The sequence below is a fragment of the Pseudomonas iridis genome (assembly GCF_017980685.1).
In the GTDB taxonomy this organism is placed as follows: Bacteria; Pseudomonadota; Gammaproteobacteria; order Pseudomonadales; family Pseudomonadaceae; genus Aquipseudomonas; species Aquipseudomonas iridis.
The window spans coordinates 113,743-139,009 of record NZ_JACXXO010000011.1; the positions used below are offsets into that span (position 1 = coordinate 113,743).

The following is a 25,267-nucleotide window of genomic DNA, read 5'->3' on the forward strand; positions in this document are numbered from 1 at the left end:
AGGGTGCGCAGGGTAAAGAGCCTTGATGTCAATTGAGATAAACCCTCTTGAGCTTTAAGCTTGTCGCTTGATTATTTTGAAAAGGATATTGAAATGCTTCGCCAATGGCTACTTCAGCTTCCTCGGCGGCAAAAAAGGCTGATGCAGGTTGCGACCGATGTAGTGTTGGTCTGGATTGCGCTTTGGATGGCCTTTGTCGTTCGTCTTGGAATTGACGAAATGATAAATCCGGTGAGAGATCACACGTGGTTGTTCCTGTGTGCTCCTGTCATCGCGATTCCGCTCTTCATTCGTTTCGGTCTGTACCGCGCGGTTCTACGTTACTTTGGTAACGATGCGCTGATCGAAATCGTAAAGGCCGTAAGCCTGTCAGCGCTCATACTCGGGCTTGTGGTCTATTGGTATAGCAATCATGAGCAAGTTGTACCCCGCTCAATCATTTTCAATTATTGGTGGCTCAGTCTGCTGACGATTGGTGGTCTGCGGCTGGCGATGCGTCAGTATTTCCTCGGTGACTGGTTTACCGCTGCTCAGCACGTACCGTTCACTAACAGAGACAATGGTTTGCCCAAGGTTGCCATTTATGGCGCCGGTGCGGCAGGCAACCAGCTCGTTGCGGCGCTGCGCATGGGGCGAGCCATGCGTCCGGTCGCCTTTATCGATGACGACAGCACTATTGCCGACAGGGTTATTTCGGGATTACAGGTTTACAAGCCCAAGCATATCCAGCGGATGATCGAGGCGACTGGCGCTCAGGAAATCCTCCTGGCCATACCCTCCACCAATCGTGGAAGACGTCGTGAAATTCTGGGATATCTGGAAGGTTTTCCGTTGCATGTGCGAAGTGTTCCCGGTTTCATGGATCTGGCGAGCGGTCGTGTGAAAGTCGATGACATTCAAGAGGTGGACATCGGCGACCTGCTTGGCCGTGATGCCGTACCCGCACAGGCCGACCTGCTTGAACACTGCATCAAGTCACAAGTGGTTTTGGTGACCGGCGCCGGTGGTTCTATCGGCTCTGAACTGTGTCGGCAAATCCTCGCCCTGCGGCCCACTACGCTTTTGTTGTTTGAACACAGTGAGTTCAACCTGTACAGCATCATGTCGGAGCTGGAGCAGCGGATCGCGCGCGAATCGTTGCCTGTAAAGTTGCTCTCTATCCTTGGCTCTGTGCGCAACCAAGACAAACTGCTGGACGTAATGAGGACATGGCGAGTCGATACGGTGTATCACGCCGCGGCCTATAAACACGTTCCGATGGTTGAACACAATATTGCCGAAGGCGTACTCAATAATGTCATCGGTACGCTGAACACCGCGCAAGCCGCATTGCAAGCCGGCGTTGCCAACTTCGTACTCATTTCCACGGACAAGGCAGTCAGGCCAACCAACGTGATGGGTAGTACAAAGCGTTTGGCTGAAATGACGCTCCAGGCCCTGAGCCGCGAGCTGGCCCCTGTCTTGTTTAACGATACCTCGAATGTGTCCCGCGTCAATAAAACCCGTTTCACGATGGTACGTTTCGGGAACGTGCTGGGATCTTCCGGGTCGGTTATTCCGTTGTTCCATAAACAGATCAAGTTAGGTGGGCCCCTCTCGGTCACTCATCCGAAGATCACCCGCTATTTCATGACTATCCCTGAGGCCGCCCAACTGGTGATTCAGGCAGGTTCAATGGGGCAGGGCGGTGACGTTTTCGTTCTGGATATGGGCGAGCCGGTGAAGATTGTCGAGCTGGCAGAAAAGATGATTCGCCTTTCTGGTCTGAGTGTGCGATCGGAAAAGAATCCCCATGGTGATATCGCCATTGAATTCACGGGGCTTCGTCCTGGTGAAAAACTTTACGAAGAGTTGCTGATTGGCGATAACGTGGCGGCGACTCTGCACCCCATGATCATGACTGCCAGCGAGGATTACCTTTCCTGGGATTTACTCAAGGCAAAGCTGGTTGAGTTGTTGGCGGCAGTCGATCAAGACGACTACACCCGAGTCCGCCAACTCCTGCGCGAAACCGTCTCCGGCTACACCCCCGACGGCGAGATCGTCGACTGGATCTACCAGCAACGCCGCCTCGAGCCTTGATTGTTTCACATTCTGTAACGCACGCATTTTTGACTTGAGCCCGTCATGACCTACATTTGGAGAGCAGCTTCGGAAAAGCTGCTTTCTCAAATGATGATGGAGCGTCACTAATGCGTACTGGTTATTTCTATTCCCTGATGTTTGCTCTGCTCACTAGCGCCTCTATTGCCGTGGTTGCGGCGCCTGTCTCGCCGCCTGTGCCGCCAGAAGCGTCGATCGTGATCGACACTGCGGCGTCTTCGAAAAGTGCAAAAATCAATCTCAACGACGCCGACTCGGCAACGCTGCAAAAAGAACTGTCTGGTGTGGGCGAAGCCAAAGCCAAAGCGATTGTTGCATATCGTGAAACAAACGGGCCGTTCGCATCCGTGGACGAGTTGCTTGAAGTCAAGGGTATCGGCAAGGCGATCCTGGATCGTAATCGCGACAAGCTGGAAGTGAACTAAGCTTATTGTTCAACGCCAAGGGGCCGGTCATTGACCGGCCTTTTTGTTTTTCTGGTAAGGCGTTTGACTGAGGAAACCAAGAGCACGTCTGTCGGACAGCTGAAAATTATGGCTATCATATTATATTGAGATTATGCCTATAATAATTTCCACGCGCTCTGTATCAACGAGATCCAGAGGTCTATCTCTCAAGCTTTTCAGGAGTCCGGTCATGAATTCTGTTGCGTCCCAAGGTACAGCTCTCGTCACTGGCGCATCGTCTGGTATCGGAGCGATTTACGCAGAACGCTTGGCATCGCGCGGTTTTGACTTGTTGTTAGTGGCCCGCGACCAAGAGCGTCTGGAAAGTGCGGCAAGCAAGTTGCGTGACGCCTATGGTGTTCAGGTCGAAGTGCTCAAGGCGGACCTGACGCAAAAGGATGACGTGCTCAAACTCGAGCAGCGTCTGCGCAGCGATTCGAGCATCAGCCTGCTGGTCAACAACGCCGGCGTTGCGGCTGACGGTCTGTTGGCCAATGCAGATTTAGAGAATCTTGAGCGGCTGATCCAGCTCAACGTCACCACGGTCACTCGTCTGGCATCGGCCGCTGCAGCGAGTTTTGCCAAGGCGGGTCGCGGCACGATCATCAACATAGCCTCGGTCGTGGCGCTGTTTCCGGAGCGTTTCAACGCCACTTATAGCGCCAGTAAAGCCTATGTGCTGAGCCTGACCCAATCGCTGAACGCTGAACTCGACGGCACCGGTGTAAAAGTCCAGGCGGTACTGCCCGGCGTTACCCGCACTGAAATCTGGGAGCGTTCCGGAATCGATGCCAGCGGCATCCCGGCTGAAATGGTCATGGAGGCTGGCGAGATGGTCGATGCCGCGCTGGCAGGTCTCGATCAGGGCGAGCTCATTACCATCCCGTCCCTTCCGGATGCGGGTGACTGGCAAGCCTTTGTGGCTGCGCGGTTGGTGATGGCGCCGAACCTGTCCCGCAGTTCGGCTGCCAGCCGTTACAAGTAAGATTTTCTGAATCAGTTGGAGGTACATGCGGTATGGATCAGCGTCGAATAGTCGTCACGGGCATGGGCCTGGTTTCACCCTTGGGCAGCGGTGTCGAGGTTGTTTGGCATCGTTTGCTGCAGGGGCGTTCGGGGTTGCGCAATTTGCCTGAAGCAGTGGTCGCTGACTTGCCCACGAGTGTTGGCGGCCAAGTGCCGACCCTGGAAGAGGACGCCGAGGCCGGTTTCGACCCGGATCGCGCCACCGCGCCGAAAGAACAGAAGAAGATGGACCGCTTTATCATGTTTGCCATGGAGGCCGCGCGGCAGGCGTTGGAGCAGGCTGATTGGCATCCAGCCGATGCGACGGATCAAGAGCGCACCGCGACAATCATTGGTTCCGGTGTTGGTGGTTTCGGTGCGATTGCTGATGCCGTGCGTACGACTGATAGTCGTGGCCCGCGTCGTTTGTCGCCGTTCACCATTCCGTCGTTTCTGGTCAATCTGGCAGCCGGGCACGTATCGATTCAGCACCACCTCAAAGGACCGTTGGGGGCGCCAGTGACTGCTTGCGCTGCCGGCGTTCAGGCGATTGGTGATGCGGCGCGATTGATTCGATCCGGTGAAGCCGATATCGCCGTGTGCGGCGGGGCGGAAGCCTCGATCGATCGAGTCAGCCTTGCCGGTTTCGCGGCTGCGCGGGCGCTGTCCAGTGGTTACAACGACACTCCGCAGCGAGCCTCACGTCCATTCGACAGTGGACGTGATGGTTTTGTCATGGGCGAGGGCGCCGGCCTGTTGGTGATCGAGTCTCTTGAACATGCCTTGGCTCGTGGCGCGCAGCCCCTGGCGGAACTGGTCGGTTACGGCACCACGGCCGATGCCTATCACCTGACCGCTGGGCCGGAAGATGGCAGTGGTGCACGGCGGGCAATGGAGCTGGCTTTGACTCAGGGCGGTATCACGCCGGATCAGGTCCAGCATCTGAATGCTCACGCGACGTCCACGCCGGTTGGCGACCTCGGCGAGTTGGCGGCGATCAAGGCGTTGTTCGGTACAGAGAACAAAATTGCCGTGACCTCGACCAAATCCGCCACCGGTCACTTGCTGGGTGCTGCGGGCGGACTTGAGGCGATCTTCACGTTGTTGGCAATTCGCGATCAGGTGGTGCCGCCGACGCTCAACTTTGATAATCCGGACCCTGCCAGCGAAGGCGTGGACATCGTCCATGGCCAGGCCCGGCCGATGCCGATCGAGTATGCGTTATCCAACGGGTTCGGCTTTGGCGGTGTGAATGCGAGTGTGTTGTTCAAGCGTTGGCAGGCTTAATATTTGGCTTGTTTGAGGTGCTCGCGGGTGACATCGAGAATGCGTTGAGCGAACTCGGTATCCGCGACACTGCGTGACAGCAGTAAAGCGCCAACCAGGGTCGACATGATGACGATGGCCCGGTCGGCGCCATTGTCACCTTCGAGGGTTTCTTCGATCTGATTCAGTCGTGCGTTGAGCACGGCGTCACTGGTTGGACTGGGTTGTCCGCGCAATCCCAGTTCCGCAGAGATGGTCAGCAGGGGGCAACCTTCTTGTGGCGATGTCTGATGCCATTCGGACAGGTAAGTGTCGATAAACACTTGCAGCGGATGTTCCTGGGCAAAGATTTCAGCGCATAGCCCATCAACCTGGTCGCCTGCCTCTTGCAGTGCCTTTTCGACCAACTCGTCCTTTGATCGGAAGTGCGAGTAAAAACCGCCGTGGGTCAGCCCCAGCGCTTTCATCAACGGCTGAAGGCCGGTCGCACCGATTCCATCCTTGCGGAATCGCGCCGAGGCTTCCTTGATTATTCGTTGATGTGTCTGGGCTTTATGGTCCTGCGAGTAACGCATCTGGATCTCTCCGCAACAATACCCGCATATTAACCATGGAAAATTAAATGGCGAGTGTACTTCTACTTCTAAAAAACACGCAGAAGGGCAGATACGGATCTGAAAAACAAACCCCGCCAGTTAGGCGGGGTTTTTTCTTTAGCGGTCTTGGGCTTCTTTCGCGTCCGCTTCGGCATTGCGTTGCGCGACGCGCTTGCGTTCTTCATCGGTCAGTTCGACCTTGTTGGCGGTGTCTCGCAACATCATCAACCCGCCCACAATCGAGCCGATTGCAACGACAAGAATCAACCAGGCATACCAAGGCATAACGGCTCTCCTTAAAGGCAGATCGGTGGGCGAGGATTTCGCCGTTAACCGCTGCATACAACTTTTGAGCGAAGTGAACTCGCAGTGGTTCCATTCTAGGCCCGTTATGCCCGGTGCACCCGATCAATCCCTCAATGACCCGTGAGCATCGCGTCGGCTGGTGCGTTGGCACGCAGTTGGCCAGTCAGCATGAAATAACCAAACCCCACCGCCATGAAACCGAGGAATATCAGCCCGATCAGTGTGTTGAACCACGCCATCGCCACCAGACACACCACCGCCAGTACCAATGCAATCATTGGGATCAACGGATAGCACGGCGCACGGAAGGTGCGCTCAAGGTTTGGCTCGGATTTACGCAGTTTGAACAGGCTGAGCATGCTCATGATGTACATCACGATCGCGCCGAACACCGCCATGGTGATCATCGCGGCAGTAAGGGTCATGCCGCCGAGGTTGATCAGGCCGTCGCTATAAATAGCTGCGATACCGATCACGCCGCCGGCAATGATCGCCCGGTGCGGCGTCTGGAAGCGCGACAGTTTCGCCAGCGATGCGGGCAGATAGCCGGCGCGGGCGAGGGCGAAGAACTGGCGTGAATAGCCAAGAATGATCCCGTGGAAACTCGCCACCAGACCGAACAGGCCGATCCATACCAGCATGTGCAGCCAGCCGGAGTTTTCGCCGACCACGGTTTTCATCGCTTGCGGCAGTGGGTCGTTGATGTTGGCCAAGGTGCGCCAGTCGCCGACGCCGCCGGCAAAAAACATCACGCCCATGGCCAGTAACACCAGAGTCAGGATGCCGCTGATGTAAGCCTTGGGGATCGTGCGTTTCGGATCCTTGGCTTCTTCGGCGGCCATGGCTGCGCCTTCGATGGCGAGGAAGAACCAGATAGCGAACGGAATCGCGGCGAACATCCCGGCAATCGCTGGCGCACCGAAAACGTCCGAGCCGGCCCAGCCATTGAGCGCGAAGTTACTGAAGCTGAAGGCCGGAGCGACGACGCCCATGAACACCAGCAATTCAGCGACGGCGAGCACGCAGACGATCAACTCGAAGGTCGCCGCCAGTTTCACCCCAAGGATGTTCAAGCCCATAAAGACGATGTACGCACCGACTGCCGCGTGTTTCGGATCGAGCGCCGGAAATTGCACATTCAGATAGGCACCGATGGCCAGCGCAATCGCCGGTGGAGCGAAGACGAACTCGATGAGCGTCGCCAGCCCGGCGATCAATCCGCCTTTTTCACCAAACGCCCGACGGCTGTAGGCAAACGGCCCGCCAGCGTGAGGAATCGCGGTGGTGAGTTTGGTGAAGCTGAAGATAAAGCAGGTGTACATGGTCGCGACCATGAACGAGGTCACCAGAAAACCCAGCGTCCCGGCCACGCCCCAGCCGTAACTCCAGCCGAAGTATTCCCCGGAAATCACCAGCCCCACGGCGATACCCCACAAGTGCAGCGTGCCCAGCGTGGGTTTGAGTTGTGTGTTCATGCGTTTGCTCCCTGAACGGTTGGAAAGCTCGGGGGAGGGCGTGTGCAGTGGGCGTGCCATTTTGTATTGGCGGGTCGTAAAGGGCTGAAAGCTGTCGTATCGGGGATGTTCGTTGCTGAATGTGCAAGGTTTATGCGCCAGTAGGGTGCGATGTTGCCCGTTCTGCCGTCTTCGCGAGCAGGCTCGCTCCCACAGGGGGAATGCATTTCAATGTGGGAGCGAGCCTGCTTGCGACAAGGCCAGCCCAGCCCCGGCAAAACCTGGCCGTAACGCGAGCATAAACCCACTCTTTACGCTTTCTTTATGCCCCGCGCTCACCCTCGCTCTCGTTCCTTTACAGCCTCCTTCCCGACAATCACTGCACACGCGGCAATACGCCGTAACACGGAGATCTTCCATGAGCGTTCTGGACGGGGTGTCACTGCTATTGGCAGTGGGGCTGTTCATTTATCTGTTGGTTGCGCTGTTGCGCGCGGATCGGAACTAGGAGCGGCTATGCACAGTTATGACTATTGGCTGATCCTCGCGTTCTTTGCGTTGGTCTTGCTGCCGGCGCCGTTCCTCGGGCGCTTTTACTACAAGGTGATGGAAGGCCAGCGTACCTGGCTGACGCCGATTCTCGGTCCGGTCGAGCGCGGCTGTTTTCGCGTGGCCGGGGTCAATCCGCAGGATGAGCAGAGCTGGCAGAAGTACACGCTGGCGCTGCTGGCCTTCAACCTTGCCGGTTTCCTGCTGCTGTTCGCGATTCTGCTGTTTCAGGATCACTTGCCGCTGAACCCGCAGAACCTGCCGGGCCAGGAATGGACTCAGGCGTTCAACACCGCGGTCAGTTTCATGACCAACACCAACTGGCAGTCCTACAGTGGTGAAGCGACCCTCAGCTACCTGAGCCAGATGGTTGGCCTCACCGTGCAGAACTTCGTCAGCGCCGCCACCGGCCTCGCCGTGTTGGTCGCTTTGTGCCGTGGCATCGGCCGCAAGTCGAGCAAGACACTGGGCAACTTCTGGGTCGACATGACCCGCGCCACCCTCTACGGCTTGCTGCCGCTGTGCCTGCTGCTGGCGCTGTATCTGGTCTGGCAGGGCGTGCCGCAAACCTTCGCGCAGTATGTGAATGCGGTGACCCTGCAGGGCGTTGATCAAGTGATCCCGCTCGGTCCGGCTGCCAGTCAGATTGCGATCAAGCAACTGGGCACCAACGGTGGTGGCTTCTTCGGCGTCAACTCGGCGCATCCGTTCGAGAACCCGACCGCGTGGAGCAATCTGTTCGAAGTTGCCTCGATCATCCTGATCCCGGCGGCGCTGGTGTTCACTTTCGGCCATTACGTGAAGGACCTGCGTCAGAGCCGCGCGATCATCGCCTGCATGTTGGCGCTGTTCCTGATCGGCGGCGCGACTTCGCTGTGGGCTGAGTACCAGCCGAATCCGACCCTGAACAACGCTGCCGTCGAACAGACCGCACCGCTGGAAGGCAAGGAAGCGCGTTTCGGCACCACCGCCACTGTGCTGTGGTCGGTGACCACCACGGCGGCGTCGAACGGCTCGGTCAACGGCATGCACGACAGCCTCAATCCGCTGAGCGGCATGGTTGCGCTGGTCAACATGATGGTCGGCGAAGTGATCTTCGGCGGCGTCGGTGCCGGGCTTTACGGCATGTTGCTCAACGTGTTGATCGCGGTGTTCCTCGCCGGTCTGATGATTGGCCGTACGCCGGAATACCTGGGTAAAAAACTCCAGGCGCGAGAAGTGCAATTGCTCGTGGTCACGCTGCTGGTGATGCCGGTCGGCGTGCTGGTACTCGGCGCGATCGCCGCCACCCTGCCAGGCCCTGCGGCGAGCATCAGCAACCCCGGCCCCCACGGTTTCAGCCAGTTGCTCTACGCCTACACCTCGGCCGGTGCGAACAACGGTTCGGCGTTTGGTGGTTTGAGCGCGAACACGCCGTTCCACAACCTGATGCTCGGCCTGGGCATGTTGATTGGTCGCTTCGGCTACATCCTTCCGGTTCTGGCCTTGGCCGGCAGCCTGGCAATGAAGAAAACCGCACCGATCGGCCAGAACAGCTTCCCGACCCACGGCCCGCTGTTCGTGACCCTGTTGACCGTGACCATTTTGCTGGTGGGCGGCCTGACCTTTCTGCCGGCTCTGGCGTTGGGTCCAATCGCTGAACACCTGAGCCTGGGCTTCTAAGGAGTCAATGATGAATATGCCCGCAATCAAACCCGCTGCCGCCAAAGCACCGGAACAAGCGAAAACCGCGATCTCGGCCCTGTGGCGTCCGGCGCTGGTGCAAGCCTTCGTCAAACTCGACCCTCGGCAACTGAAGCGTTCGCCAGTGATGCTGGTGGTCGAACTGACCGCGATTTTCACCACGGTGCTGTGCTTCATTCCCGATGCTGATTTGCCGACGTTCGTCGCCGCGCAAATCGCCCTGTGGCTATGGTTCACCGTGTTGTTTGCCAACTTCGCCGAAGCCTTGGCCGAAGGCCGCGGCAAGGCCCGCGCCGACAGCCTCAAGGCTGGCAGCGAAGGCTTAAGCGCTCGACGCAAACAGGCTGACGGCAGCTTCCAGGTTGTGCCGGCGACAAGTCTGCGCAAGGACGATGTGGTTCGCGTCGAAGCGGGGGAGATGATCCCCGGTGACGGTGAAGTCATCGAAGGCATTGCTGCGGTCAACGAAGCGGCGATTACCGGTGAATCGGCGCCGGTCATTCGCGAGTCCGGCGGCGACCGCTCGGCGGTCACCGGCAACACCCGACTGGTGTCTGACTGGCTGCTGGTGAAGATCACCGCCAACCCCGGTGAATCGACTCTCGACCGCATGATCGCTTTGGTCGAAGGCGCCAAACGCCAGAAGACCCCTAACGAAGTCGCGCTGGATATCCTGCTGATCGGTCTGACGCTGATCTTTCTGCTGGTGGTGGTGACCCTGCAACCCTTCGCCCACTTCGCCAACGGCAGCCTGCCGTTGGTGTTTTTGGTGGCGCTGTTGGTGACGCTGATTCCGACCACCATCGGCGGCCTGCTGTCGGCGATCGGTATCGCCGGGATGGATCGTCTGGTGCGCCTGAACGTGATAGCCAAGTCCGGTCGCGCGGTGGAAGCCGCGGGCGATGTGCATGTGTTGCTGCTCGACAAGACCGGCACCATCACCTTCGGCAACCGTCGGTGCAGCGCGGTGTATGCCGCGCCTGGCGTGACGGGCCGTGACTTGGCCGAAGGTGCGTTGCTTGCGTCGCTGGGTGACGAAACCGCCGAAGGCAAATCCATCGTCGAGTACCTGCGCGGCCTGCATCCGCAACCTGAGCCTTCGCCGCAAACCCTGACTGTTGTGCCGTTCAGCGCTGAAACCCGCTTGTCCGGTGTCGACTACCAGGGCCGCATCTATCGCAAAGGTGCGGTGGATTCGCTGCTGAGTTTCATCGGTCAACAACGCGCCGATCTGGCGCCGGCACTGTCGCGGGAAATCGACAAAATCGCTCAGAGCGGCGGCACACCGTTGCTGGTCTGTGTCGACGGCAAATTGCTCGGCGCGATCCACCTCAAGGACGTGGTCAAACCGGGCATCCGGGAGCGTTTTGCCGAGCTGCGCAAACTGGGGATTCGCACGGTGATGGTCACCGGTGACAACCCGCTGACCGCTGCTGCGATTGCGGCTGAAGCGGGCGTCGATGACGTCCTCGCCGAAGCCACTCCGGAAAAGAAACTGGCGCGTATTCGCCTCGAGCAGAACGACGGTCGTCTGGTCGCGATGTGCGGTGACGGCGCCAACGACGCCCCGGCGCTGGCCCAGGCCGACGTCGGCATGGCGATGAATGACGGCACGCAAGCCGCACGCGAAGCGGCGAACATGGTCGACCTCGACAGCGATCCGACCAAGCTGCTGGACGTGGTGCAGATCGGCAAGGAATTGCTGGTGACCCGTGGTGCGCTGACGACCTTTTCCATCGCCAACGACATCGCCAAGTATTTCGCGATTCTGCCGGCGTTGTTCGCCTCGATCTACCCGCAACTGGGCGTGCTGAACATCATGCACCTGAGCAGTCCGCAGAGCGCGATTCTGTCGGCCATTGTGTTCAACGCGTTGATCATCGTAGTGCTGATTCCGCTGGCTCTGCGCGGTGTGCGTGTTCAAGCGGCAAGTGCGGCGGCGTTGCTGCGACGCAATCTGCTGATTTATGGCGTGGGCGGGATTCTGGTGCCGTTTGTGGGGATCAAGGCGATCGACATGCTGCTCACGGCGTTGCATCTGGTGTGAGGCTGAAGAGCCCCTCACCCTAACCCTCTCCCGGGGGGAGAGGGGACTGACCGAGGCGTTTTGGCGAGTTACGCCGACGTGAGATACCGAGCCGAAATCAGGTCTTGAAAACACAAGGATCGGCTCCCTTTCCCCTCGCCCCCTTGGGGGAGAGGGCTGGGGTGAGGGGGAAGAAATTTCCCTGACACGCCACCAAAAGTTTGCCCAACGAATTCGAGGATTATGAAATGTCCACAATGATACGTCCGGCCCTGAGCCTGCTGGTGCTGATGACCCTGGTCACCGGCGTTGCCTATCCGCTGGTCGTCACGGGCGTCGCGCAGGTCGCGTTTCCCGAGCAGGCCAACGGTAGCCTGGTGCACGACGCCGCCGGCAAAGTCCGCGGTTCATCGCAGATCGCCCAGGATTTCGTCGGCGATGCATGGTTCCATCCGCGCCCATCGGCCGGCGCCTTTGCCACTGTTTCCAGTAGCGCAAGCAACCTGGCGCCGAGCAATCCGGCACTGGCCACCCGCGTAATCGACGACGCGAACAAGTTGCAGGTTCCAGGTCAAGGCCCGGTGCCGCTGGCGCTGCTGACTACTTCCGGCAGCGGCCTCGATCCGCACTTGCCTCCGGCGGCAATTGCCTATCAACTGGCGCGTGTCGCGCAAGCACGTAACCTGCCGGTATCGACCGTGCAGTAACTGCTTGATGCGCAAATCGAGCGGCCGCTGGTGGGGCCGCCGGTGGTGAATGTGCTTGAGTTGAATATGGCACTGGAAAAACTCTGAATCGGCGGCGCGGCCATTCGCGAGCAGGCTCGCTCCCACAGGGGACTGCATACTCCTCGTGGGAGCGAGCCTGCTCGCGAAGAGGGCCACTAGAACACTGCATAACCATCAGCAAGAGAGAACTTCAAGCATGAGCGACTCCGGCCGCGCCGACGCACTGTTAGCAGACCTGCCCCGCGACGGCCGAGGCCGGCTCAAGGTTTTCCTTGGCGCCGCGCCCGGTGTCGGCAAGACCTACGCCATGCTCCAGGCCGCCCATACCCAACTGCGCCAAGGTGTGAAAGTCATCGCCGGCGTCGTTGAAACCCACGGCCGTGCCGAAACCGAAGCGTTGCTCGGCGGCTTGCCGCAGCAGCCTCTGGTGCGCTCGGAATACCGTGGCGTGATGCTCGAAGAAATGGACCTCGACGGCCTCCTCGCCGCCAAACCGAAGCTGGTGCTGGTCGATGAACTGGCCCACAGCAACGCCCCAGGCAGTCGTCATGCGAAACGCTGGCAAGACATTCAGGAACTGCTCTCGGCCGGCATCGACGTTTACACCACGGTCAACGTCCAGCACCTCGAAAGCCTCAACGATCAGGTGCGCGGCATTACCGGCGTGCAGGTGCGCGAAACCCTGCCGGACTGGGTGCTGCAAGAAGCCTTTGAGTTGTTGCTGATCGACCTGCCGCCGCGCGAATTGCTCGAGCGGCTGCGCGAAGGCAAGGTCTATGTGCCGGAGCAGGCGCGGGCGGCGATCGATGCATTTTTCACCCAGACCAACCTCACCGCATTGCGCGAACTGGCGATGCAAACGGCAGCGGCGCAAGTCGATAACGACCTCGCCCAAGGCTATCGCCAAATGGGTCAGGCCGCGCCGGCGGTGCGCGGGCGTTTGCTGGTCGGCATTGATGGTGATGCCCAGGCCGAGCGTCTCGTGCGTCACGCCAGTCGCGTTGCACAGCGTCGGCATCTGCCTTGGAGTCTGGTGCACGTCGACAACGGCAGCGTGCGCGACGAGCAATCACGTTTGCGTCTGCAAAGTGCTCAGCAACTCGCCGAACGCCTCGGTGGCGAAGTGGTGTTGCTGCGCGCCGGCGAGGTGGCGAAAACCCTGATCCAGCATGCTTCCGAGCGCCGCGCGAGTCTGGTGCTGGTGGGCCAGTCCCGGCCACGACTGCGCCGTCGTCTGTTCGGGGGAGGGCTGGCCGCGCGGTTGTTGCGTCAGGCTCATGGGCTGGAAATCAACGTCCTCGACAGCGATCAACAACAGGATCAACCGCGTACTCGAAATCCACTGACACTGGTTTGGTTCGACTACATGCTGGCGCTGGTTGCCACTGTGTTGGCCACTGCACTGGCGTGGGCAGTGTCGAGTGTGTTGCCGCTGCCGAACATCTCGCTGGTGTTCCTGGCGGCCGTGTTGCTGGTGGCGGTGCGCAGCAGTCTCGGCCCGGCGCTGGCCTGTGCGGCGTTATCGTTTCTGACCTACGATTTTTTGTTCATTCCGCCAAATTTTTCGTTCAGCATCCAGCGCGAAGAAGACGTGCTGACCTTGCTGTTCTTTCTGTTGATGGCGGCGCTCACTGGCAATCTGGCTGCTCGTCAGCGTCGGCAATTGCAGGCGTTGCGCGACACTCAGGAAGAAACCTCCGAGCTGCTCGACCTGTCGCGCAAACTCACCGCCGCCACCGACCGCCAGGCCGTGGTCAATGCTGCCGCGCAGCACCTCAATGGCTGGAGCGATCTGCAAATCTGCTTGCTCAATCGCGACGGGCAGGCTGGCTGGAAAGTTGAAACCGGTGGGCCGCTGCAATTCACCGAGTCCGAACGCGCTGCCGCCGATTGGGCCTGGCAGCACGATCAACCGGCCGGTGTGGGTACCGGCACGCTGCCGTTCGGTCGCTGGTGGTGGTGGCCGCTGTCGGTCGAGGACGGTCCGCTGGCGCTGCTCGGGGTGTGCGCCAAAGAGGGCCAGACCTTGAGCGGCCAGCGTCGCCGCTTGCTCACCGCGCTCAGTCAGCCACTGGCACAGGCGTTGGCTCGCGCGCAGTTGGCGGATGATCTGGAAGCGGCGCGCTTGCACGGCGAAACCGAGCAATTGCGCAGCGCGCTGCTGGCCTCGGTTTCCCATGATTTGCGCACGCCGCTGACGTCCATGCGTGGCAGCATCGACAGCCTGTTGGCCCTCGGCGAAGCGATCCCGCTGGAGGATCGCCGCGAGCTGCTCGAAGGCACCCGTGATGAAGCCGAACGCCTCGACCGCTACATCCAGAACCTGCTCGACATGACGCGCCTGGGCCATGGCGCGCTGAAACTCGCGCGCGACTGGGTGTCGCCGGCCGATATCGTCGGCAGTTCGCTCAATCGTCTGCGCGCAGTGCTCGCGCCGTTGCAGGTCAGCACCGAGGTGCCGGCCGAGTTGCCGTTGCTATACGTGCACGCGGCGTTGATCGAGCAGGCGCTGGTCAATGTGCTGGAAAACGCCGCGCGTTTCTCGCCACCCAACGGCCGATTGCAGTTGAATGCCGGCGCGAACGACAACGAAATTTACTTCTCGGTCAGCGACGAAGGACCGGGGATTCCCGAAGACGAGCGGGCGAAGATTTTCGATATGTTCTACACCGCCGCACGCGGTGATCGCGGCGGCCAGGGCACCGGCCTCGGCCTGGCGATTTGTCAGGGCATGGTCGGTGCGCATGGCGGACGAATCAGCGTTGCCGATGGCATTGACGGGCGCGGCACCTGCATCACCTTGCACTTGCCATTGCAGGCGCAACCGGGGATGGACGATGAAGCCTGAATCCGACTGCGCTACTCTCTTGCCAATCTTTTGTGTTGATGTGAATTCATGAGCCAGACCGCGACCATTTTGGTCATCGACGACGAACCGCAGATCCGCAAGTTCCTGCGCATCAGCCTCGTTTCACAAGGCTACAAAGTGCTCGAGGCCGGCACCGGCGCCGAGGGTCTGGCGCAAGCCGCGCTGAATAAACCGGACCTGCTGGTGCTCGACCTCGGCCTGCCGGACATGGACGGCCAGCAAGTGCTGCGCGAATTTCGCGAGTGGGCCACGGCGCCGGTGCTGGTGCTGTCGGTGCGCGCCAGCGAAGGGCAGAAGGTCGAGGCATTGGACGGTGGCGCCAACGACTACGTGACCAAACCGTTCGGCATTCAGGAGTTTCTGGCGCGGGTGCGCGCGTTGTTGCGTCAGGCGCCAGTGGGAGAAGCGCAGCAGGCAGCGCTGAATTTCGGCCCGCTGACGGTGGACCTGGCCTATCGACGGGTATTGCTTGATGGCGTCGAAGTGGCCCTGACGCGCAAGGAATATGCGGTGCTGGCACAACTGGCGCGGCATCCGGGGCGGGTGATCACCCAGCAGCAATTGCTCAAGGATATCTGGGGGCCGACGCACACCGAGGACAGTCATTACCTGCGGATCGTGGTCGGGCATTTGCGCCAGAAACTGGCGGATGATCCGACGCGGCCGCGGTTTATTGTGACGGAGGCGGGGGTTGGTTATCGCTTGATGGAGGGAGCGAACTGACTCTGTACTGACGGTTGGCAGATTTCATCTGCGTGCTTTTGGCACATACCATTGGTCGGGACTGTCATTTCTATCAGGTGCCAAGGGGCAGCCAGCGACTGTAGGTTTCTTTGGCCGAGTTCGCCAACGAAAGCTCCCTGGAGACTCGGTAATCAACTTTCGGTTATCGGCACGGAGTGCTTATGGACAACCTCAAAAAATTCGAAATGGATGAATCTTCTGTTTCCATTACTGGATCAGCTCATTCGTTACAGGCGCATTCCGCTTTAATGCCTGAAGCTTCGGCAGATACGACTTATCAGCGTCAGCCTGTCGTCGGTAAAAAACCCTATAGCTTCAAAGTCGATAACTCTCGCGTTGCTCATGTCGATGATCAAGGGCTGGTCACTGCCTTGAGTGCGGGACAGGTGACGGTGACCGCCACTGATGCGAATGGCGAGCAGAAGAGTTACCTGGTGAGCATCCCCAAGGGTAATCGCTATTTCTTTTTCGGCTCCGGCCAATTGAGCAGCTTGCAAGCTGATGCGAACCGCGAAAGAGTCAGGCTGGCAGATATCAATGAGTTAAGAATTCTTCACCAGCGCTTTGGCTATGCGTGGCCATTGAATAACGGACAGTTCTGGTCGACGACGGGATCTGCGGATAATCCAGAGCCTCCTCCTCCTCGTCCCATTGAAACTGGAATCAACGTGTACACGAAGAATATGAAAAACGGTGCTGAGCAGACAAATGACACGGGTCACGTCTTTGAAGCACTGGGTAGGAATCTTTAAAGGTTTGGATTCAGCGCACCGAGGCTGATTCAGGGAGCTGATTACCAGCTCCCTGCGCGCTGCATGCATCGAGGATATCTACGCTGATGTGGGCGCACTCAGCCTTGCTCGCTTTCATACCGATCCAAAGTATCCCGAGCAATTTCCCTTCCCAGCGCGATCAACTCCGGCGCCTTGTAAAACTCGAAAAACCGGCACACCCGCTTCGGCACGTTGATCAGGATGTCCGGCGGATACCCGGCAATCTTGTACTGCGCCAACGAGGTCTGCATCACCTCGAAACTCTGGTTGATCAAGTCCAGCAATGACGCCGGCCCCACGTTATCGATGATGAATGAACCGGTCGCGGATTTCGGTGCGCCTTCACGCTCCGGGGCGGCTGCCGGTTGCTGGTTTTCCGGTTCGGCGCCTTCAATCCAGGGATTGATTTCAGCGGCCTGCGCGCGCAGCGCTTCCTGTTCCAGTTTCAACATTTTCTCGGCCTGGGTGCGACGGAACGGCATCTTCGAACCGAGCGAATTGATCAGGCTGTCGAACCGCGAGCGGAAGGCCGGCGGGCGCTGGATCACCGGTAACTTGTAATGCCGCTGGTTGGTCGAGTTGAGATTGACCGCGATGATCAGATCGCAATGACTCGACACCACCGGCACGATCGGCAGCGGGTTGAGAATCCCGCCGTCAACCAGCATCCGGTTGCCTTGCATCACCGGGGTGAACAGGCTGGGAATCGCCGCCGAGGCGCGCATGGCCTGATGCAGGCAGCCCTCCTGAAACCAGATCTCCTGCTGGTTGGTGAGGTCGGCGGCGACTGCGGTGTAAGGAATACGCAGGTCTTCAATGTTGATATCGCCGACGATCTTGCGGATCTGGCCGAAGACCTTTTCACCGCGAATCGCGCCGAGACGGAAACTCACGTCCACCAGGCGCAGCACGTCAAGGTAATCCAGGCTTTCGATCCAGTTCTTGTATTCATCGAGCTTGCCGGCGGCGTAGATCCCGCCAACCACCGCGCCCATCGAACAACCGGCAATACAGGCGATGTCATAACCGCGTCGTTCGATCTCTTCAATGACTCCGATATGGGCGTAACCCCGGGCGCCACCGGAGCCCAGCACCAGTGCGACACGCTTTTTCATCAAACTTCCTCCCGACAAGGTTGCACAATGCACCCATCGGGCAGGGGGCTCAATCGCCGAGGTCGTTCAGCGCGCCGATGACGTCGTTTTTTCGATACTGTTTGACCACTCGGCGCTATCCTCTGGCCATCGCCTATTCATGGGGCGGCAAGGCACTTTTTCGCAGCCTTATCGTCTTACCTGCACGACTGTTGACCTATCTTTGAGGTGTGAGTGATGAAAGCCTGGATCTGTGTACCGTTGTTGGCCCTGGCATTGGCCGGTTGCGCCGGTAAAACCGCTTACCGCGACAGCTGCGGCAGCCAGCTCGACACCGCGTGGCATGAGCTGGACCTGGCCAAGGCCGAAGGCTTTGCCGGCACCGTGAGTTATTCCAAAGCGCTGTCATTGCTGACGGCCGCCAAGACCCAGCAACAATTCGAAGGCTTCGAAGGCTGTGCGAACAAGGCCGAGAAGGCGCGTTTCTATATTCGCGAATCCCGCGCCGGCCGCTAAGCTGCTGACTTGGCACAAGTCGGCTGAGGCTGTGACATTGCAGACTCAGTCGACAGGCTTTTTGAATCAGGGAGCAAGTGATGTCTGCGTTGGTTGACGGCTTGGTGGCTCATGTCCTGAGCCTGGAAGTACGATTGCTGGCCTGTCAGGCGCGCCTCACCGCGCGTACCGACCCTGAGGCGCTGCACGATCTGCGCACCACAGTGCGACGCTTGCGCAGCCTGTTGCGGCCGTTGCGCGGCTTGCCGGGTGTCGAGCAACTGGAAGACGCAGCGTCGGCGGTCGGCCAGTTGACCACGCCGTGGCGTGATCGCGAAGTGCTGGCGGCGTATCTGCTCGAACACGATCAACCCGAAGCCGCCCAGCGACGCATGGCGCAGATGGCCGAAGCCTACCCGGCGCTGGCGGCGAGCCAGGAAGTGGCCTCGCTGCTGATGATCCTCGACGCTTTCCCGCGCTTCTTGCGTGCCTCGCAGCGTCAGGGCCTGCTCAAGCGTCTGGGTAAGCGCATCGAAAAACGCCTCGGCAAACAATGGGAAAAACTCGACGAAGCGCTGCACGATCCGGCCCATGACCGGCATCGTCTGCGCCTGCTGATCAAGCGTGTGCGTTATGGCATCGAAGCCTATCCCGAACTGGATCGCTTGCCCGAGTCAACGCTGGAACGGCTGAAGTCCGCGCAAGGGGCTTTGGGTGATTGGCACGATTGCTGGCAGTGGCTGGCGCGGGCCGAGCTGGAACCGGACCTGCAGCCATGTGTCGCGACCTGGCAGGCGACCATGATCAAGTCTGAAGCCAAGGCCGATCGGGTGCTCGAAAAGCTCAGTTCTTCCTGCTTTAAATAATCCCGCAATCTCCCTGTAGGAGCTGCCGAAGGCTCGGGCCGCGATCGGCAGCTCCTACAGGAGTTTTTCATTGTGTTTGAAATCAGTGTAAGGCCTATCTGTCTGCCCATTTGACCGGAATAGACGCTGCGGTGCTCTGCGTGGCTGGTTAAGATCCCCGCATTCATTTTTCGTTTTTTGAGGTTGTCATGCGCTTTAGCGATCTGCTTGATGCGGTCCGTCGTGACTCGACGCTGACTATCCCTGCCGAATGGGGTCAGGGCCGCGCGAGTTTCGGTGGCCTGGTGGCTGCGCTGCAATACGAGGCCATGCGCGCCAGGGTGCCGGCGGATCGCCCGGTGCGTTCGCTGGCGATCACCTTTGTCGGCCCGGTCGAGCCCGAAGTGCCGGTGCAATTCGAAGTTGATGTTCTGCGAGAAGGCAAAGCCGTCAGCCAGGTGCTGGGCCGGGCGATGCAGAACGGTCAGGTGGTGACGATCGTCCAGGGCAGCTTTGGTGCCTCACGACCATCAGAGGTAGCGGTTGAAGCGTATCCCGCGCCGCAAATGAAGCACTGGGACGAATGCCAGGAGTTGCCGTACATCAAAGGCGTGACCCCGGAGTTCATGCGCCACCTGGCGATGCGCTGGACCAACGGCGGCATGCCGTTCACCGGCACCCCATCGCGGCTGATGGGCGGTTGGGTACGTCTGCGTGGGGATGTGAAAGAAGAGCCGGTCAGTGAGGCGCATCTGCTGGCGCTGGTGGATGCGTGGCCACCCGCGCTGTTGCCGTATCTGAAGAAGCCTGCACCGGGCAGCACGTTGACCTGGACCATCGAATTCGTTCAGCCGCTACGCGACTTGAGTACGCTGGACTGGTGCCAATATCTGGCAGACATCGAGTACGCCGCAGACGGTTACGGTCATGTCGCCGCCAAGCTGTGGAGCGCGCAAGGGGAACTGATCGCCATGAGTCGCCAGACTGTCACGATCTTTGCCTGACTCGATGCCGACGGTGGCGCTCACGCTTCCAGGTGGTGGCCGTGGCGCTGTAAACCCAGCGCCGCGACGATGCCAATCACACCGATGGCCACGCTGACCAGGCTCAGACTGAACACGCCGGAAACGATCAACAGAAACGCCACGATGAACAACGGCACTGCGATCAAGTGCAGCACCTGATGGGTCGGATGCTGGTGATTGCCCGGGTGCGCGCGCCATTGCCACGCGGGAAGGTTGGGGTGACGTTTGCCCATGTCTGCTACTCCTCGATCCGTGTTGAACACATGGCTGAAGAATAGGCCGGGGCGTGAAGGGCGGCGAATCAAGCTTGGCTATGAACGCGATAGGCTTCATCGCAGGAATTGATATTGACCGGGCTGACGCCATCGCGGGCAAGCCCGCTCCCACAGGATTGAGCGATGCCCACTAATTTGTGTCCGCTAAAGACCCCTGTGGGAGCGGGCTTGCCCGCGATGGGCCCTCAGAGTTTCAACTGTCCAATGGCTTTGCTCAACTCGCCAGCCAACGTCGCCAACTCATTGCTGGTCGTCGCCGAATCCACTGTCTGCTGCACGGTGTTCTCGGTCACGTCGCGAATGCTCACCACCGCCCGATTCATCTCCTCGGCGACCTGACTTTGCTGCTCTGCCGCCACGGCGATCTGCGTGTTGCTCTCACGCATCTGCGCCACCGCTCCAGTGATTTCCGCCAGTGCCTCGCCCGCTTCCTGCGCCTGCTGCACACAATCGTCAGCCTTGTACGAACTCTCCTGCATGAAATCTACCGCATCACGCGTGCCGGCCTGCAACGCCGACACCATGCTGGTGATCTCGTCGGTGGAGGTCTGCACGCGTTTGGCCAGGTTGCGCACCTCATCGGCGACCACCGCAAACCCACGGCCCATCTCACCGGCGCGGGCCGCCTCGATGGCAGCGTTGAGCGCGAGCAGATTGGTTTGTTCGGCGATGCTGTGAATCACGCCGACCACGCCGTTGATCTTCTGGCTGTCCTCGGCCAGCCGTTGAATCATCTGCGCGGTCTGTTGCACGCCGCTGGACAGGCCGGTAATCGAATGCTGAACCCGTGCCACCACTTGCTGGCCGCTGCCGGCGAGGGCATCGGCGGTTTGTGACAGATCGCGGGTGGCGCCGGCGTGCTGGGCGATGTGGTAAACGGTGGCGGTCATTTCGTTGATCGCCGTGGCCGCCTGATCGGTTTCACTCTGCTGGCCGAGCATGCCGTGACGCACTTCGTTCATGCTCGACGCCAGGCGCGCAGCCCCGACATCCAGTTGCCGTGCGGTATTGGCGACAGTGGTGACGACGCGCTGATAACCGGCCTGCATCGCATTGAACGCATTGGCCATCTGCCCGACTTCATCCTTGCCGGCCAGCGGCACGCGGGCGCAGAGGTCGCCGCTTTTTTCAACGTGCAGCATCACGTCTTTCAACGTGTTCAGTTGGCTGAGCAGGAAGCGGATCAGCAGCTGCGAAGCGCCAAGCATGGCAAGCATCAGGATGAACACCGCCACCGCGTAATTGGCGAAGCGTTCTCCGAACACTTGAGTCAGGCTCGGGCCATAAGCGACGACCGCGACTTGCTGACCGTCGGCGCGGCTGAAAACTTCGGCGCCGATCAGCAGGTTGTCGCCGAACAGTGGCAGGTGATTGATCTCGTGCCAGCCATTGCTTTCGGTGATTTCCAGCAGCGGCTGATTGTTGAGGCGCGGTACTTCGCCGCGTTTAAACGTCAGCACTTGCTCGGCCTTGGGCAGCGGTTGCCCGGCAGGCCAGGCCTTGAGCAACTGCGCCTGAGTTTGCGCCGACGATTGGGCTGCGTGACTGCGCGCCTGCTGTTCGAGTTGAACGGCATACAACACCAGCAGCAGGGTGGTGACGAAGGCGACCGCGTTGACCGCCCAGAATTTGTATTTCAGCGAGATGTTGCTAAGCCAGGCACCCATGGAGGTCTTCTCTGATAGCGGAAACAGTTTTGGCAAGGTGCCAGCATTGTGCCGCTATGCAGGGGAGCCGATTTGATGTGGGTCAACAGATCCGGTGGTGAAAGAAAAAGATCGCAGCCTCGGGCAGCTCCTACAAGGGAATGCCGTCCATGTAGGAGCTGCCGAAGGCTGCGATCTTTTGATGTTCAGGCCAATTCAGGGAGACCAAAAAATATCCGGCTGCAAGCGGTCGTGTGCGCCGCCAGATCTTCCTCGGTCTCACCCCGATGCAACGCCACCTCACGCAACACCTCAGTCAGATACGCCGGCTCATTGCGTCCGTTCTTCGGTTTCGGTCGCAGGGTGCGTGGCAGCAAATACGGCGCGTCACTCTCGAGCATCAGCCGCCCGCGCTTGATCTCCTTGACCAGCGGATGCAGATGCGTGCCTCGGCGCTCGTCACAGATCCAGCCGGTAATGCCGATGTGCAGATCCAGGTCGAGATAGCTGAATAGCGCCTTTTGTTCGCCGGTAAAGCAATGCACCACGGTGGCGGGCAGTTGATCGCGGAAATCCTTGAGAATCTCCAGCAGGCGCTGACTGGCATCGCGCTCGTGCAAGAACACCGGCAATTGCAGTTCAACGGCCAGTGCCAGATGTTCTTCGAGGACTTTTTCTTGCTGCGGGCGCGGCGAGAAATCGCGGTTGAAATCCAGCCCGCATTCACCCACCGCGACCACATTGGACTCCTTCAGCAAACTGCGCAGGCGTCGGGCGCTGTCAGCGTTCCAGTCACTGGCCGAATGCGGGTGAATCCCGGCGGTGGCGAACAGTCGTTGACCGCTTTCATCCAGATGCTGACAGAGTTCCAGCGCCTGCTCGCTCCCCTCGACGCTGGTGCCGGTCAGCACCAGTTGGCAGACCCCGGCGGCATAGGCGCGGTCGAGTACGGCCTGGTGTTTGTCGGCGAAACTTGGGTTGGTCAGGTTGACGCCGATATCGATGAGTTGCATGGTTGCTACCTCGGGCCGAAGGCCGGAAAGCATACCAGAGCTGTAGATTCATAAGAAAAGCCAAGAACTACAAAGAGTTATCGCTGTCTTTTGATGCCGCGAAACAGCTTGGGTTGGCAGCATGCCATCACTGTGCCAGTCTCTCGCACGTTGCCAGCGCTCCAGGCGCTCTGTTTTCGTCGGTGATTTCAACCGTTGCGCGGTGATTTCGCCCCATATCCTTTCCGGAGAGTGGATGATTCGTCCCTCGGTTTTGCTGCTGTTGTGTGCATCTTTGCTACTGCCAATGACGGCGGTTGCGCGTCTGCCCGGGCCGCTACAAGCCGTGCCCGCCGCCAAAGTCCGCGATCTTTCGGAGATTCGCAGCAGCCGCGTGTTGCGGGTGCTGGTCAACCAGAGCCGTAACAGTTCCGGTGAAGTCCAGGGCCAGGCCATCGGCGTCGAATACCATCGCCTGCGTGCCTTCGAGCAATACCTCAATGGCCACTCCCGGGATGGCCAGGAAATTACCCTCAAGATCATTCCCAAAGCCAAGGATCAACTGCTCGGCGCGTTGCAGCGTGGGGAAGGTGACCTGGTGGCGCCCGGGGAATTGCTCGAACTGCAACCGGGTTATGCGGTGGCCAGCAGTGAACCGATCGCCAGCAACGTGCCGTTGGTGCTGGTGGGCATCAAAGGCCAGCGGCGCTACACCAAGGTCGAGCAACTCGCCGGTAAAACCCTGGCGCTGCCCACAGGTAGCGCAGCAGGGGAGGCGATCAGTCAGCTCAATCAAAAACTGGCGTTGCACAAACTCGCGCCGATCAAGATCGAATGGGTCGATCCGACGCTGGCCGTCGAGGATGTGCTGGAGATGGTTCAGGGCGGCATTTTTCACCTGACCGTCGTTGAACTGCCGATCGCCGAGCGCTGGGGCAAGATCCTGCCCAAGCTGCGTGTTGATCGACAACTGGTGATCAGTGAGCCGGGTGAGGAAAACTGGTTCGTGCGCCGTGATGCGTCGATGTTGCGGGCCAGCGTCGACCGCTTCATCAGCGGTTACAAGAAACCGGCGAACGAAGACGCAGCGTTTCTGCGCATTTATCGCAGGCTCTATAAGGTTCACTATCCGTTGGCCAAGGCCGACCGTCAGCGTCTGGAAAAACTGCGTCCGACCCTGCAAAAACACGCTGCTGCACAAAATATGGATTGGTTGAACCTGGCAGCGCTGGCGTTCAAGGAATCGGCGCTGCGACCCAACGCCCGCAGCGGCAGTGGCCCGACCGGGCTGATGCAGATCACGCCATCCGCCGCCCAGCGCGTCGGCGTGAACAATATCCAGAATCTTGATGCAAACGTGCAGGCCGGGGCCAAGTACCTGGCGCTGATCCGCCGCAAGTTCTTCAACAGTCCCAAACTTAACGAGCGCGAACGCATGGCGTTCACGCTGGCGGCCTACAACATCGGCCCTGAGCGAGTGCAAGGCATGCGCGCCGAAGCGCGGCGCCGTGGACTCAATCCCAACCAGTGGTTCTTCCAGGTCGAGCGTATTGCCATGGAGCAGGTAGGAATGGGTGCCGTCAGCTATGTTAATAGCGTGAACAAGTATTACTTGGCGTTCGATCGGGAGCGGGAGTCGTTGGAGCCCGGTGGACAGAAAGTTGTCTCACGGAAATAATCAAATAAATCGATTGTTATGGCGAAATATTTGCGCTTTAAACATGAAAATAACTGATTAATATAGCGGCCAAACCACACACACTTTCGCAAAACAAGGAACGCAGCATGAGCTCTCTGATCAACAAGGTACTGTTCACCCGCGCTGGCTACGGCCTGACCATCCTGCGCATCGTGGTCGGCGTGATTTTCGCCGCACATGGCGCACAAAAACTCTTCGGAATGTTCGGTGGGTATGGACTTGCCGGCACTGCGCAGTACATGGAGAGCCTGGGTTTGACGCCGGGTTACGCCATGGCCGTTCTGTCGGGTGGCACCGAGTTTTTCGCTGGCCTGGCGCTGATCATCGGCCTGCTGGTCCGTCCGGCAGCATTGGGTTTGACCGTCCTGTCGCTGGTGGCGATCTTCACCGTGCACATCAGCAACGGTCTGTTCATGGCCAACAACGGTTACGAGTTCGCCTTGGCTTTGCTCGGTGGCAGCCTCGCGGTGCTGATCGAGGGCGCCGGCAAGCTATCGGTGGACCGCGCCATCGCCGGTTGACCGCTCTGGCTCAAGCAAAAGGCCCGCATTGTGCGGGCCTTTTTTGTTGTGGCTGATTCTTGACACTGATCGGTCACGTTCTCTAGGATGTTGCCCATGCGCCGATTTAAACAGCTACTTGCGGGGC

Annotated in this window: 21 protein-coding genes and 2 pseudogenes; 16 read left to right on the top strand and 7 right to left on the bottom strand. The window is 59.5% G+C overall.

Annotated features, from left to right (window positions below; translation table 11 throughout):
* Positions 1-93 precede the first annotated feature (93 nt).
* The 4 genes from IEQ42_RS18615 (at position 94) to fabF (ending at position 4,841) form a co-directional block, all read left to right on the top strand.
* Entirely contained in the window at positions 94-2,082 is a 1,989-nt protein-coding gene (locus tag IEQ42_RS18615; protein WP_210704666.1) for a polysaccharide biosynthesis protein, read from the top strand.
* 110 nt (positions 2,083-2,192) lie between these two features.
* Positions 2,193-2,528, top strand: coding sequence for a ComEA family DNA-binding protein (locus tag IEQ42_RS18620; RefSeq protein WP_210704577.1), 336 nt, complete (start codon positions 2,193-2,195; stop codon positions 2,526-2,528).
* A gap of 211 nt (positions 2,529-2,739) precedes the next feature.
* Positions 2,740-3,534, top strand: coding sequence for an SDR family NAD(P)-dependent oxidoreductase (locus IEQ42_RS18625; protein ID WP_210704578.1), 795 nt, complete (start codon positions 2,740-2,742; stop codon positions 3,532-3,534).
* Positions 3,535-3,566: 32 nt separating this feature from the next.
* A complete protein-coding gene (gene fabF, locus IEQ42_RS18630; RefSeq protein ID WP_210704580.1) occupies positions 3,567-4,841 on the top strand; it encodes a beta-ketoacyl-ACP synthase II in 1,275 nt (424 codons plus the stop codon).
* On the opposite strand, the gene IEQ42_RS18635 is transcribed toward fabF, so the two are convergent.
* From IEQ42_RS18635 to eat, 3 genes are all read right to left on the bottom strand, one after another.
* Positions 4,838-5,395, bottom strand: a complete 558-nt coding sequence (locus tag IEQ42_RS18635) for a TetR/AcrR family transcriptional regulator (protein WP_210704582.1) — start codon at positions 5,393-5,395, stop codon at positions 4,838-4,840. The two genes, fabF and IEQ42_RS18635, sit on opposite strands and share 4 nt — an antisense overlap.
* A 138-nt stretch (positions 5,396-5,533) precedes the next feature.
* The gene (locus IEQ42_RS18640; protein WP_100847753.1) at positions 5,534-5,701 is read right to left on the bottom strand and encodes a DUF2897 family protein; all 168 of its coding nucleotides are present in this window, start codon (positions 5,699-5,701) and stop codon (positions 5,534-5,536) included.
* Positions 5,702-5,832: 131 nt separating this feature from the next.
* Entirely contained in the window at positions 5,833-7,197 is a 1,365-nt protein-coding gene (gene eat / locus IEQ42_RS18645; protein ID WP_210704583.1) for an ethanolamine permease, read from the bottom strand.
* Positions 7,198-7,594: 397 nt separating this feature from the next.
* On the opposite strand from eat, the gene kdpF reads away from it, so the two are divergent.
* From kdpF to IEQ42_RS18680, 7 genes and pseudogenes are all read left to right on the top strand, one after another.
* Positions 7,595-7,684: a K(+)-transporting ATPase subunit F gene (kdpF, locus tag IEQ42_RS18650; protein WP_007899818.1), complete on the top strand. Its 90-nt coding sequence runs from the start codon at positions 7,595-7,597 to the stop codon at positions 7,682-7,684.
* Between the two features lie 8 nt (positions 7,685-7,692).
* Positions 7,693-9,387, top strand: coding sequence for a potassium-transporting ATPase subunit KdpA (gene kdpA, locus IEQ42_RS18655; protein WP_210704590.1), 1,695 nt, complete (start codon positions 7,693-7,695; stop codon positions 9,385-9,387).
* A gap of 10 nt (positions 9,388-9,397) precedes the next feature.
* Complete coding sequence (kdpB, locus tag IEQ42_RS18660) at positions 9,398-11,455, top strand: potassium-transporting ATPase subunit KdpB (protein ID WP_210704591.1); 2,058 nt, start codon at positions 9,398-9,400, stop codon at positions 11,453-11,455.
* Between the two features lie 227 nt (positions 11,456-11,682).
* Positions 11,683-12,228, top strand: a pseudogene (kdpC, locus tag IEQ42_RS18665) (potassium-transporting ATPase subunit KdpC).
* Positions 12,229-12,358: 130 nt separating this feature from the next.
* On the top strand, positions 12,359-15,010 hold the full coding sequence (locus tag IEQ42_RS18670) for a sensor histidine kinase (protein WP_210704595.1): 2,652 nt from the start codon (positions 12,359-12,361) through the stop codon (positions 15,008-15,010).
* Between the two features lie 48 nt (positions 15,011-15,058).
* Positions 15,059-15,754: a response regulator gene (locus IEQ42_RS18675; protein WP_210704597.1), complete on the top strand. Its 696-nt coding sequence runs from the start codon at positions 15,059-15,061 to the stop codon at positions 15,752-15,754.
* 182 nt (positions 15,755-15,936) lie between these two features.
* Positions 15,937-16,527, top strand: coding sequence for an Ig-like domain-containing protein (locus tag IEQ42_RS18680; protein ID WP_210704599.1), 591 nt, complete (start codon positions 15,937-15,939; stop codon positions 16,525-16,527).
* Positions 16,528-16,625: 98 nt separating this feature from the next.
* Here IEQ42_RS18680 and IEQ42_RS18685 read toward each other — a convergent pair whose 3' ends face one another.
* On the bottom strand, positions 16,626-17,663 hold the full coding sequence (locus tag IEQ42_RS18685) for a patatin-like phospholipase family protein (RefSeq protein ID WP_210704601.1): 1,038 nt from the start codon (positions 17,661-17,663) through the stop codon (positions 16,626-16,628).
* A 216-nt stretch (positions 17,664-17,879) separates the two neighbouring features.
* On the opposite strand from IEQ42_RS18685, the gene IEQ42_RS18690 reads away from it, so the two are divergent.
* The 3 genes from IEQ42_RS18690 to IEQ42_RS18700 all read left to right on the top strand — a co-directional run bounded on the left by IEQ42_RS18690 (position 17,880) and on the right by IEQ42_RS18700 (position 19,986).
* Positions 17,880-18,158, top strand: coding sequence for a hypothetical protein (locus IEQ42_RS18690; protein ID WP_042560325.1), 279 nt, complete (start codon positions 17,880-17,882; stop codon positions 18,156-18,158).
* Positions 18,159-18,238: 80 nt separating this feature from the next.
* Positions 18,239-19,003 carry a CHAD domain-containing protein gene (locus IEQ42_RS18695; RefSeq protein ID WP_210704602.1) on the top strand — a complete coding sequence of 255 codons (765 nt, stop codon included), beginning with the start codon at positions 18,239-18,241 and terminating at the stop codon, positions 19,001-19,003.
* Between the two features lie 188 nt (positions 19,004-19,191).
* Positions 19,192-19,986 (top strand): acyl-CoA thioesterase, encoded by a 795-nt coding sequence (locus IEQ42_RS18700; RefSeq protein WP_210704603.1) that lies wholly within the window; start codon positions 19,192-19,194, stop codon positions 19,984-19,986.
* 23 nt (positions 19,987-20,009) lie between these two features.
* Here the strand turns inward: IEQ42_RS18700 and IEQ42_RS18705 are convergent.
* The 3 genes and pseudogenes from IEQ42_RS18705 to IEQ42_RS18715 all read right to left on the bottom strand — a co-directional run.
* Positions 20,010-20,240 (bottom strand): annotated as a pseudogene (locus IEQ42_RS18705) (terminase); the annotation flags it as partial.
* Between the two features lie 227 nt (positions 20,241-20,467).
* Complete coding sequence (locus IEQ42_RS18710) at positions 20,468-21,949, bottom strand: methyl-accepting chemotaxis protein (protein ID WP_210704607.1); 1,482 nt, start codon at positions 21,947-21,949, stop codon at positions 20,468-20,470.
* Positions 21,950-22,134: 185 nt separating this feature from the next.
* Positions 22,135-22,941, bottom strand: coding sequence for a TatD family hydrolase (locus IEQ42_RS18715; RefSeq protein ID WP_210704608.1), 807 nt, complete (start codon positions 22,939-22,941; stop codon positions 22,135-22,137).
* A 235-nt stretch (positions 22,942-23,176) separates the two neighbouring features.
* On the opposite strand from IEQ42_RS18715, the gene IEQ42_RS18720 reads away from it, so the two are divergent.
* Both IEQ42_RS18720 and IEQ42_RS18725 read left to right on the top strand, forming a co-directional pair.
* On the top strand, positions 23,177-24,598 hold the full coding sequence (locus IEQ42_RS18720; RefSeq protein ID WP_210704610.1) for an MltF family protein: 1,422 nt from the start codon (positions 23,177-23,179) through the stop codon (positions 24,596-24,598).
* Between the two features lie 107 nt (positions 24,599-24,705).
* Complete coding sequence (locus IEQ42_RS18725; protein WP_047302390.1) at positions 24,706-25,140, top strand: DoxX family protein; 435 nt, start codon at positions 24,706-24,708, stop codon at positions 25,138-25,140.
* Positions 25,141-25,267 lie beyond the last annotated feature (127 nt).

Excerpts from the sequence above, each read along its gene's own strand:
- IEQ42_RS18615 (WP_210704666.1), top strand. The coding sequence starts at position 94 with ATGCTTCGCCAATGGCTACTTCAGCTTCCTCGGCGGCAAAAAAGGCTG.
- IEQ42_RS18620 (WP_210704577.1), top strand. The coding sequence starts at position 2,193 with ATGCGTACTGGTTATTTCTATTCCCTGATGTTTGCTCTGCTCACTAGC.
- IEQ42_RS18625 (WP_210704578.1), top strand. The coding sequence starts at position 2,740 with ATGAATTCTGTTGCGTCCCAAGGTACAGCTCTCGTCACTGGCGCATCG.
- fabF (WP_210704580.1), top strand. The coding sequence starts at position 3,567 with ATGGATCAGCGTCGAATAGTCGTCACGGGCATGGGCCTGGTTTCACCC.
- IEQ42_RS18635 (WP_210704582.1), bottom strand. The coding sequence starts at position 5,395 with ATGCGTTACTCGCAGGACCATAAAGCCCAGACACATCAACGAATAATC.
- IEQ42_RS18640 (WP_100847753.1), bottom strand. The coding sequence starts at position 5,701 with ATGCCTTGGTATGCCTGGTTGATTCTTGTCGTTGCAATCGGCTCGATT.
- eat (WP_210704583.1), bottom strand. The coding sequence starts at position 7,197 with ATGAACACACAACTCAAACCCACGCTGGGCACGCTGCACTTGTGGGGT.
- kdpF (WP_007899818.1), top strand. The coding sequence starts at position 7,595 with ATGAGCGTTCTGGACGGGGTGTCACTGCTATTGGCAGTGGGGCTGTTC.
- kdpA (WP_210704590.1), top strand. The coding sequence starts at position 7,693 with ATGCACAGTTATGACTATTGGCTGATCCTCGCGTTCTTTGCGTTGGTC.
- kdpB (WP_210704591.1), top strand. The coding sequence starts at position 9,398 with ATGAATATGCCCGCAATCAAACCCGCTGCCGCCAAAGCACCGGAACAA.
- IEQ42_RS18670 (WP_210704595.1), top strand. The coding sequence starts at position 12,359 with ATGAGCGACTCCGGCCGCGCCGACGCACTGTTAGCAGACCTGCCCCGC.
- IEQ42_RS18675 (WP_210704597.1), top strand. The coding sequence starts at position 15,059 with ATGAGCCAGACCGCGACCATTTTGGTCATCGACGACGAACCGCAGATC.
- IEQ42_RS18680 (WP_210704599.1), top strand. The coding sequence starts at position 15,937 with ATGGACAACCTCAAAAAATTCGAAATGGATGAATCTTCTGTTTCCATT.
- IEQ42_RS18685 (WP_210704601.1), bottom strand. The coding sequence starts at position 17,663 with ATGAAAAAGCGTGTCGCACTGGTGCTGGGCTCCGGTGGCGCCCGGGGT.
- IEQ42_RS18690 (WP_042560325.1), top strand. The coding sequence starts at position 17,880 with ATGAAAGCCTGGATCTGTGTACCGTTGTTGGCCCTGGCATTGGCCGGT.
- IEQ42_RS18695 (WP_210704602.1), top strand. The coding sequence starts at position 18,239 with ATGTCTGCGTTGGTTGACGGCTTGGTGGCTCATGTCCTGAGCCTGGAA.
- IEQ42_RS18700 (WP_210704603.1), top strand. The coding sequence starts at position 19,192 with ATGCGCTTTAGCGATCTGCTTGATGCGGTCCGTCGTGACTCGACGCTG.
- IEQ42_RS18710 (WP_210704607.1), bottom strand. The coding sequence starts at position 21,949 with ATGGGTGCCTGGCTTAGCAACATCTCGCTGAAATACAAATTCTGGGCG.
- IEQ42_RS18715 (WP_210704608.1), bottom strand. The coding sequence starts at position 22,941 with ATGCAACTCATCGATATCGGCGTCAACCTGACCAACCCAAGTTTCGCC.
- IEQ42_RS18720 (WP_210704610.1), top strand. The coding sequence starts at position 23,177 with ATGATTCGTCCCTCGGTTTTGCTGCTGTTGTGTGCATCTTTGCTACTG.
- IEQ42_RS18725 (WP_047302390.1), top strand. The coding sequence starts at position 24,706 with ATGAGCTCTCTGATCAACAAGGTACTGTTCACCCGCGCTGGCTACGGC.